Source organism: Janthinobacterium sp. LPB2021202312-11-4 (assembly GCF_037049705.1).
Classification (GTDB): domain Bacteria; phylum Pseudomonadota; class Gammaproteobacteria; order Pseudomonadales; family Pseudomonadaceae; genus Aquipseudomonas.
Genome location: NZ_JBAGKV010000061.1, coordinates 1 through 8,522 on the forward strand (window position 1 = coordinate 1; position 8,522 = coordinate 8,522).

Below are 8,522 nucleotides of genomic sequence, written 5' to 3' on the forward strand. Positions count from 1 at the left end.
AGAAGGTAAGTACTTTATAAACAGTAATTTAGAAAGAAACCATAGAAGCATTGGTTTAGATCATAGGTTGGGGGGGCGGTTGATGGAGCTTGTGTGGGCTACTGAATTCTTGGTGATTGGCGGTCGCCCGTATCCAGGCTTTCCGATCTTGCTTTGGGACACGATGGACAGTTGCGTTCCTGCCAATGAATTCATGCGCCACTTTCTATTGCGGGGAGCCATTGGGTCGCGGAAATCTTGGCCAAGCACGGGGCGTGCTCTTTACGACTTTTTCAGTTTCCTTCAGGCACATGAGCTCGACTGGCGAGACGTAGATCGTGGCGAGGCCAAGAGTGTCGTTGCCGGTTACCGGGACTACTGCCTGGTGGAGTGTCAGTTGGCCCGATCAACAACCCGGCAACGACTCCATTTTATCTGCAAGTTTTATGAGTATGCCCAGCAGCAGGAATGGGTGAACAGACTGCCGTTTGGTTATGAGGAGCGGAAGATCAAGCGGGCTCACGGCTTTCTTGCACACATCGATGCCAGCGGCGGAAAGGCAATGGTGAACGACGTCATGCCGCGTCAGCATCGGGTGCTGCCGAAGTTCCTCAGCATGGATGAGATTAAGGAGTTGCTGGAGAAGGCGGAAAATCCGCATCACCGAATGATGATTCGACTTGGACTTCAGACTGGCCTGCGGCGGGCGGAAATTGCCTCTTTTCCGTTGGCGTATGTCTTCGATCCGGACAAAGCCGGTAGGCACGAGCGCAACATCCGGATTCGCCTTGATCCACATGATGGTCACGGAATTCGAACGAAGGGAAGCAAGCCGCGTGACATCTATATCAGTCGACGCTTTCTCGCGGATCTGTACCGGTATGTAGTGCAGGTTCGTGGTGAGCGGGCTTCACTGAGTCGTACTCAGTACAAACCGCTGTGCTTGAATCAGTTCGGTGAGCCCTACGCCGATGATGGTAAACGCATCGAACGCATTGTCCGAGAAATTGGCAAGCGAGCGGACATCAAGGTTCATACGCACATGCTTCGCCACACCTACGCGACCCATACTCTGGTCGCTCTTCAGCGCAATGGCAGCAGCCTGGAACCGCTCGTGTTTGTGCAGCGGCAACTCGGTCATAGTTCGATCCAGACGACGATGGTGTACCTGCACTTGGTCAACGAATTGGCCGACAACGCGGTGCTGGCTTACGACGATGAACTATCTGAAGACTTGGGAGCGGTTTAATGGGTAAGCGCAAGGTCTTCACTAAAACCGACCTCAGCGTTCCGCAAGTCGAGCATAGTCTCGACGCAGCGGGTTCTGTCATTGTTCTCCCCGAGGTGATTCCACCTGCCCACACCAGAGTCGACTTCGGAAGGAATGCCACGCGTTCCCGAGGCATCGACTTCGCTTTCTGGTATGGCGTGGGTATCGATTCGATTACCTATGCCTGCCACCGACAGACTGAACGCTTTCTAGCCCGGCAGGACACTGGGGTCGAAGCGAGTACCGTAGCAAGTTTCTGTAAAGGCGGTTTACGCCACTTCCTTAACTTCATGATTTTGCGTGCAACCGCGCTCCGCCGTGAGTTGACCCTGAACGACATCGATCGTGCATTGATTGACGATTTTCTTGGCTACCTTGCTGGATTGGGCATTACCACGCTTAGCCAGAGTACTCACTACACCGGTATGAAGTGCGTCCTTCACGCGTTGGGCCGCAGAGGGATAATTTCGTTGGTCACCACTGGGGACGATGCGACGTTTCCGCGAAACCCGTTCCCAAACAGCGGCAAGAGTAAGGGGGAAACGCCACTACCGAAACGCCAGCGACAAGCGTTCACCTCAGCATTAAAACAGGCGACCCTGCCAATCTGGAATGAAGACGTCTTTGTGACAGGTGAGCTACTGGCTTATGCCTTGTTGACCGTTGCGCTGCACACCGGGCGTAACGCCACGCCGCTGCTGGAGATGGGGCACGATTGCCTGCGCGCTCACCCCAAAGACAACAGTGTCTTTTTGGTCCTCTGGAAACGTCGCGGACACAGCAGCAGTAAAGTGGCTCTGCGTGCAGAGAGCGCCACTGAGCGTCGTCTGGAGTCTACCCCAACCATCAAAACCAATATCGAACGCCTGATCCGTCGTGTCCTTGCTCACAGTGAATCGCTGCGTGTGGAGGCTCCGAACGACATCAAGGATTGTGTTTGGCTGTATCGCGTGCACCGTGGGCCAGGCCGTGGCAGGGTCATTGCGCTGACGGATTCAACGTTGAAGATAGCGACCAGTAAATTGGTAAGTGATTATGGACTCGTCGATACGGATGGTCAGCCGCTTCGCATCAACATCTCTCGACTACGTAAAACGTTTGCCAACCGAATATTCGAATTGCTCGCGGGTGACCTGATGACCACGGCCATCGCGCTTGGTAACACCCCACAGGTGGCCGGACGAAATTACTTGGCGCCTAGCACAGACGCGAGGCGCAACTGGCAGTTTATGGGCGAGATAATGGTTCAGGAATTACTCAGCCGGACTATTGGAGCTACTTACAAACCTACCCCAATGGGGCGCTGCGGTGATCCAGTGAACGGCCAATATGCGCCAAAACGTGAGGGGGAAGCGTGCTTCTCATTCCTCAACTGTCTGCGATGCAAACATTACGCGATCACGGGAGACGATTTACACCGGCTATTTAGTTTTTACTTTCGTGTGTTTGCGGAGCGTCCCCGCATGAACAAACGGCGTTGGGCGCAGGAATACGCGCATATTCCTCGATTGATTGACGACTATATCGTGGCTGAAGGGCTGCGGCGTGGAACCTTCAAATCGGCCGTCGTTGAAGCTGCTCGCGAACAGGCTCGCCGCGATCCGCACCCGTTTTGGTCGTCCGATGTAGTGGAAAGTCTGGAGATGTTTGCATGAGCAAAAGCAATGTGACCATGTTGCCCTGGGCAAGTATCGAACTACAGCCAGGGGATATACGTGAGTTGCCCGAGAGCGACCGCGAAGCACTCATTGTCAGCGCCATTCATGTTGATGGCTACTGGGTCATCCTCAGTCGCTATCGCGATAACATTTGGCAGCTCGAAGGGTTGACGAGCAATGTACCGGACAACATGAGGAACTTGGATTTCAATCGAGTACCCGCTGCGTTTGTAGCGGTGATGAAGTCGCTCTTTTATCGCTACCTACGACGCGGTCGCGCAGGGCAGAAGCGTCCCGTGGCAAGTACTTTGCGCAATGTCTTTGAAAATGTATTGCCCTTTCTACGATATCTAAGCGCACTTCAGCTCGGTCAATTCGGCGCTGTAACGCCCATGATCTGTGCAAATTACGTCGCCGAATGTAGGGAGATCCGACAGACGCGTCGCAATCGGGGGCAGGCGCTGTCTCCGGCGGCCCTTGAGCGTCGTTTTATGTCAGTCGAGGCGCTTCATGAACTCAGTCAGTACACCAACGACCCGATCGCAAGGCATCCCTGGCCTGATACATCGGCGAGAGCCCTGGCCGGTAGAGCTTCCCTCAACAGTGAGGCCGGCAAAACGCCGTTGATACCAGATGAGGTGTTTTGTACGTTGTTCGAGAAGGCCTACGAACAGGTTCAGCGTGGTGAGAGTCTGCTCGATCTGCGCGACACTCTCGATAGCGTCTCAGTAGAGCGCAAGGGACAGGTTGTCAGAACAGTCCAAGAGCATAAGGTTCGCCAGCTGACTGCTCTTGGGTGGGAAGGCGGGCTTGAGACATTCAACCAAGCGATTAAAGATTTGAGAACCGCCTCCTATATCGTTCTGGCCAGCACCTCCGGTTGCCGGAATCATGAGTTGGCCAACGTAAAATCTGGCGCGCACCACCGTACGGAAGACGATGACGGCATGGTCTTCCACTGGCTGCGCTCCACGTCGGAAAAAACTGACACCGGCGTGCACGACTGGATGATTCCAGAAATTGCTGTGCACGTGTTGCGCCTAATGGAACGCTGGGCCGAGCCGTACCAGGCTATGATCGACGCTGAGATCTCCGAGCGAAGAAAGCTTAATTCGAGTGATCCGCAAATCGCCACGGCACAGAAGCATCAGCATGCTCTCTTTCTCGGGGTGGCTGCCACGAAACGTAATCAAGTTCGTATCCTCTCGGGTTCGGCATGGAACATGTGCCTCAAAGCGTTCGCGAAGAGCTGTGGTCTGAACTGGATCTTAGCCAGCCATCAATTTCGCCGTAAATTCGCCAACTATGCCGCACACAGTCAATTCGGCGACCTGCGTTACCTGCGTGAGCATTTCGCGCACTGGTCCATGGATATGACCTTGGGCTATGCCATGGATCAAGATTGGGGGCAGCATCTTGATCTCGAACTGTACGAAGATATCCAGTCAGAACTCGAAGACATCAAGTCCGAGGTCGTCGGGACTTGGCTGGGAGACACGCCACTGACTGGCGGCTACGGTCGATCAATCAAGCATTGGCAGCGCGATTCGGCGAACCTCGCGATCTTCAAGAGCCACGCCTCAATGGTGACATCGATTGCTGAGAGCACTGCGATTCGAAGTAATGGTCACGCCTGGTGTACCGCCGACGATGATCGTTGCGTCGGCAACACCATGGAGCGAACGCGCTGCGGCGACTGCAACAACGCCGTGATTGGAGTTGCACACGTTGGAATCTACCAGCGCCTTTACGACAACCTGAAGAGGTTGTTGGATTGCAACGACATTGGTGACGGTGGCCGACAGCGCGTATTGCGTGATTTGGATCGCTGTCGTGACGTGCTTATGCAGCTTGGATACGACCCGGAGGAGAACGTAGCATGACCATTAAACGCAAGCCCTCGGACGCCCGCGAGCGGGATTTGCAACTCGCACTTGCACGTATTCTGCGCGGTCGGGCACATAGCGGCGAATCCAAGGTCACTATCGCCGCGGTGGCGCGTGAAGCTGGTGTTTCAACCGCTCTGATTCACAATCACTACCCAACTGTCGCCGAGGCGATCCGCGAAGCTCAGGGGCGTTCAAGCCGTGCTCAGCGAGATGTGAAACACCAAGATTTTTTGGCTGAGCGCGAGAAAAATCGAATGCTCCGCCAAGAGAATGAGGAACTACGCGAAAAGGTTGCCAACCTCGCCTCGATTAACGAGGTATTGATAGCCGAGACCCGTGTTCTAAAGGCAAAGCAGAGCGACCCCAAGGTAGTAGATCTACCCTCGGGCAAGTTGTAATTCCGGAAGCTCTCGCTCTCTAAATGTGCTACGAAAATGCTCTGATACTCCCTCCAAGTATATTCTGTCCGTCGGACGGAATCTGCCAGAAGGGAAGGATTTACAAAAAAATCACTGGGGAGTGTCAGCCAAACAACTTACCGCAGACGAATCGTTTCAAGGAGTGTGCCCATAACCGTGCGGCCAACACACCTTCCTGATCCCAACGCTAAGGGCGATTGTGTGCAAGTGATGCGACTGCGGTTCAGTGGGAATGTGATCTGGCAACGTATCGGTCGGCAACCCATTGAGCAGCAGGTCCCCTCAACACCAGTGTTGCTCGATGCATAATTTGACGAGATAGAGGTAGCAAGCTCTAATTCAAGTAATGCATCGTGGCGATGCTCTGAAGCCAGCGATAGAGGAGTCGGACATGAGCAAGGCTCTGTTTTTTACAACAGCTCTCCGATGTAGTGTCTGTAGAGCAGCAGTTCTCCAGCGCTCTCGACCCGGCGCGCTATCAGGTTGCAGTGACGCTTCTCGGTGATCAGGAAGGACGCATCGCCCAGGCGGAGGAGTTTAGCGTGAAGCCGGTACCTGCGCTGGCATCGACCACCAATCATTCACAACAACTTCGGTGCCGCGTTCGCGGGCCTGAAGTAATGAGGCAACCATGAGGCGCTTACTCGCTGCACTGACACTGGCAACCCTCGTCAACCCTGTCCTAGCGGCAGATGCGGAAGTGCCGTACCCGACCGGCTACCGCGACTGGCACCACGTCAAGAGTATGGTCATTGAACAGGGGCACCCGCTTTACGAAGCCTTCGGCGGCATCCATCACCTGTACGCCAACAAGCAAGCGATGGAAGGTTATCGATCAGGTAAGTTTCCGGATGGCGCGATCATCGTTTTCGATTTGCTGGACGCGAAGCGGGCCGACAATGCTGTGACCGAAGGAACGCGCAAGGTTGTGGGCGTCATGCACAAGGATGCGAAGCAATTCAGTGCGACTGGGGGGTGGGGGTTCGAAGGCTTCGGTAGCGGTGACTCAGCCAATCGCGTCGTGCGTGCCAAGGCGACGACCGCCTGCTTTGCCTGCCATACCCCGCAAAAAGATCACGACTACGTGTTCAGCCGCTTGCGTGACTGAGCGAGAAAAAACGACAGTTTTGCGGTGGTCTCAGAGTGACAAATGAGCCAATGGTTCAATAGTCGGTTTCTGAAATTAATGCGACTTTTCTCATATTAACGCAGACTTCATATTCGCCTGCTAGCTGAAGCCTCCAATTGATGTGGCGGGGGTAACGCAATCTATCAAGAATGAAACTCTTGGTCGGATTTACCTTGTTGGGGGGCATGGGCAGCTCGCAAAAGCAGCATTTTGCCCAAGTGGGTCAGTAATGAGATGGTCACCCCGACACGCTGCGAGGGCTACGCTTTCGCAGGGTGTTTTTATTTCGGAGGCCATCACCATGAGCGATTTGGCACTGGTCGGTATCGACCTCGGCAAACATACCTTCCATCTGCACGGCCAGGACAAGCCCGGCCGGGAGCTGTTTCGCAAGAAGCTCTCACGCCAGCAGATGATGCGGTTCTTCGCCAATCTACCCGCATGCACCGTGGTGATGGAGGCCTGCGCCGGCGCGCACTTTGTCGCTCGCGAACTGACGGTCATGGGGCATCAAGCCAAGCTGATTTCCCCGCAGTTCGTACGGCCCTTCGTCAAGGGCAACAAAAACGATTTCATCGATGCGCAAGCGATCTGCGAAGCAGCTTCGCGTCCGACGATGCGCTTTGTTTCGCCCAAGACCGAAGCCCAGCAAACCCTTTCAGTATTGCACCGGCTGCGCGAGTCGCTCATCCGCGACCGCACCAAGGCGGTCAATCAAATGCATGGCTTCCTGCTGGAATTCGGTATCAGCCTGCCGCAGGGGCTGGCCGTCATGAAGCGCTTGTCCAGTGTTCTGGCGGAGCACGAGCTACCTGTTCGGTTAACGGTGCTGCTGCAGCGTCTGCACGATCACTTCGTCTATCTGGACGGCCAGATCAAGGAACTGGACAAAGAGTTGGCCGGCCAACTGGCTGACGATGATCTGGGCAGTCGCTTGCTGAGCATGCCGTGTGTGGGGCCGATCACCGCCAGCCTGCTGGCTGTAGAAATGGGCGATGGCCAGCAATACGGTTGCAGCCGAGATTTTGCTGCCTCTCTGGGCTTGGTACCCAGACAGTACAGCACCGGCGGCAAGGCAAACTTGCTGGGCATCAGCAAGCGTGGCGACAAGAACCTGCTCCGCCTGCTGGTGCAATGCGCCAGGGTCTACCTGCAGCACATTGAGCGTCAGAAAGGGGCGCTGGCCGACTGGGTACGCTCGCTGCTGACGCGACGTCATTCCAACGTGGTCGCCTGTGCGCTGGCCAACAAATTAGCCCGTATAGCGTGGGCGATTGCCGCGCACCATACCCAATACGAAGCAGGGCCAGACGCCTTGAGCGCCTGACCCTGCAGTTGTTGCTGTACCACGATTCACCCTTTAGGTTTTGCGATAGCTGAACAACAGATGACGTGAACGGCCAACCGGCCTGACGAAGATCCTGACACGAAAATCGGCTTTTGAAGCCGCGTCAGTTTTAAGGAGCGCCAGGCGCGACTCTCATCGTGGCGCGGGGCAAGCCCCAATTGGACGCCGGATAGATTTAAGGAAACTCTGAAAAAGTCTTCCATCTTTGGTGAAATACTCGCCTGACCCGAACACGACGGTTGAACCCGATGAAACAGTTGTCCTTCGCCGATGCCGAATACGCCGGCAAACGTAAGCAGACCCGCCGCGAGCGCTTCCTGATCGAGATGGATCAGGTGGTGCCCTGGAAGGGTTTGGTTGCCTTGATCGAGCCGCACTATCCGAAGGGGGACGGTGGTCGTCCGGCGTATCCGTTGATGGCGATGTTGCGGGTTCATCTGATGCAGAACTGGTTCGGCTACAGCGATCCGGCGATGGAAGAAGCGCTGTACGAGACCACGATCCTGCGCCAGTTTTCGGGGCTGCATCTGGACCGGATTCCTGATGAAACCACGATCCTCAACTTCCGTCGCCTACTGGAAAAGCATGAGCTGGCGGGCGGAATTTTGCAGGTCATCAACGGCTATCTGGGCGACCGCGGGCTGATGTTGCGCCAGGGTACCGTGGTCGACGCAACGATCATTCATGCGCCGAGTTCGACCAAGAACAAGGACGGCAGACGCGACCCCGAGATGCACCAAACTAAAAAGGGCAACCAATACTTTTTTGGGATGAAATCGCACATCGGTGTCGACGCTGAGTCCGGCTTGGTGCACAGCCTGGTTGGCACT

General features: G+C 55.3%; 7 protein-coding genes. All 7 read left to right on the forward strand.

Annotated elements, in window-relative coordinates:
* A partial coding sequence (locus V5E99_RS30590; protein WP_499806228.1) for a tyrosine-type recombinase/integrase occupies window positions 1-1,228 on the forward strand: 1,228 nt, incomplete at its 5' end.
* A complete protein-coding gene (locus V5E99_RS30595) occupies window positions 1,228-2,904 on the forward strand; it encodes a site-specific integrase (protein WP_499806230.1) in 1,677 nt (558 codons plus the stop codon). The genes V5E99_RS30590 and V5E99_RS30595, both read left to right, overlap by 1 nt.
* On the forward strand, window positions 2,901-4,790 hold the full coding sequence (locus tag V5E99_RS30600) for a site-specific integrase (RefSeq protein ID WP_499806231.1): 1,890 nt from the start codon (window positions 2,901-2,903) through the stop codon (window positions 4,788-4,790). Before V5E99_RS30595 ends, V5E99_RS30600 begins: the two co-directional genes overlap by 4 nt.
* Window positions 4,787-5,194 carry a TetR family transcriptional regulator gene (locus tag V5E99_RS30605; RefSeq protein WP_499806232.1) on the forward strand — a complete coding sequence of 136 codons (408 nt, stop codon included), beginning with the start codon at window positions 4,787-4,789 and terminating at the stop codon, window positions 5,192-5,194. The genes V5E99_RS30600 and V5E99_RS30605 overlap by 4 nt, the downstream gene beginning before the upstream one ends.
* Window positions 5,195-5,846: 652 nt before the next feature.
* Window positions 5,847-6,323 carry a cytochrome P460 family protein gene (locus V5E99_RS30610; RefSeq protein WP_499806234.1) on the forward strand — a complete coding sequence of 159 codons (477 nt, stop codon included), beginning with the start codon at window positions 5,847-5,849 and terminating at the stop codon, window positions 6,321-6,323.
* A gap of 322 nt (window positions 6,324-6,645) precedes the next feature.
* Complete coding sequence (locus V5E99_RS30615) at window positions 6,646-7,671, forward strand: IS110 family RNA-guided transposase (RefSeq protein WP_499806235.1); 1,026 nt, start codon at window positions 6,646-6,648, stop codon at window positions 7,669-7,671.
* Between the two features lie 269 nt (window positions 7,672-7,940).
* The coding region (locus V5E99_RS30620; RefSeq protein WP_499806237.1) for an IS5 family transposase at window positions 7,941-8,522 on the forward strand (582 nt) is incomplete at its 3' end.

Excerpts from the sequence above, each read along its gene's own strand:
- V5E99_RS30615 (WP_499806235.1), top strand. The coding sequence starts at position 6,646 with ATGAGCGATTTGGCACTGGTCGGTATCGACCTCGGCAAACATACCTTC.
- V5E99_RS30610 (WP_499806234.1), top strand. The coding sequence starts at position 5,847 with ATGAGGCGCTTACTCGCTGCACTGACACTGGCAACCCTCGTCAACCCT.
- V5E99_RS30595 (WP_499806230.1), top strand. The coding sequence starts at position 1,228 with ATGGGTAAGCGCAAGGTCTTCACTAAAACCGACCTCAGCGTTCCGCAA.
- V5E99_RS30605 (WP_499806232.1), top strand. The coding sequence starts at position 4,787 with ATGACCATTAAACGCAAGCCCTCGGACGCCCGCGAGCGGGATTTGCAA.
- V5E99_RS30600 (WP_499806231.1), top strand. The coding sequence starts at position 2,901 with ATGAGCAAAAGCAATGTGACCATGTTGCCCTGGGCAAGTATCGAACTA.